The sequence below is a fragment of the Acidovorax sp. HMWF018 genome (genome assembly GCF_003061035.1).
GTDB lineage: Bacteria > Pseudomonadota > Gammaproteobacteria > Burkholderiales > Burkholderiaceae_C > Acidovorax > Acidovorax delafieldii.
Map to the genome: position 1 here is coordinate 1 of NZ_QAIM01000416.1, position 807 is coordinate 807.

General features: G+C 71.7%; 1 pseudogene. It reads left to right on the top strand.

What is annotated here, in order from left to right:
• A pseudogene (locus tag DBR23_RS30915) lies at positions 1 to 807 on the top strand (AmpG family muropeptide MFS transporter); the annotation flags it as partial.

Below are 807 nucleotides of genomic sequence, written 5' to 3' on the forward strand. Positions count from 1 at the left end.
CCCGCGCACCCCCTGGCTGCAAACCCTGCGCGTGTACCTGGAGCCCGCCAGCCTGCGCATGCTGACGCTGGGTTTTTCGGCCGGGCTGCCGCTGCTGCTGGTGCTGGGCACGCTGAGCTTTCGCCTGCGCGAGGCGGGCATCGACCGCAGCACCATCGGCTACCTGAGCTGGGTGGGCCTGGCCTACGGCTTCAAGTGGGTGTGGGCGCCGCTGGTGGACCGCATGCCCATCCCGGTGCTCACGCGGCTGCTCGGGCGGCGGCGCAGCTGGCTGCTGCTGGCACAGCTGGTGGTGGTGGCGGGACTCATCGGCATGGCGCTGGCCGACCCGCGCCAGACCCTCGGGCCCATCGTATGGTGCGCCCTGGCCGTGGCGTTGGGATCGGCCACGCAGGACATTGCGCTCGATGCCTTCCGCATCGAATCGGCCGACGCCAACCACCAGGCCGCGCTGGCGGCGTCGTACCAGACGGGTTACCGCCTCGCGATGATCTGGGCCGGAGCCGGTGTGCTGTGGATTGCCGCGCGCTCCGAGGTCGCGCCCGCGGCCGGCCAGGCCGTGGCCCTGGGTGCCGCCGCGTACCAGAACGGCGCCTGGCAGGCGGCCTATCTGGCCATGGCGGCGTCGATGGCCGTGGGCGTGGTCACCGTGTTGTTTTCGCGTGAGCCTGCGCCCGTGGCGCTGCCCCCCGCCAAGAACGCTGCCGAGTGGATCCAGGGCGCACTGGTGGCCCCGTTTGCCGACTTCCTGCGCCGCTACGGCTGGCATGCGGCGCTCATCCTGGCGCTGATTGCCGTGTACCGCAT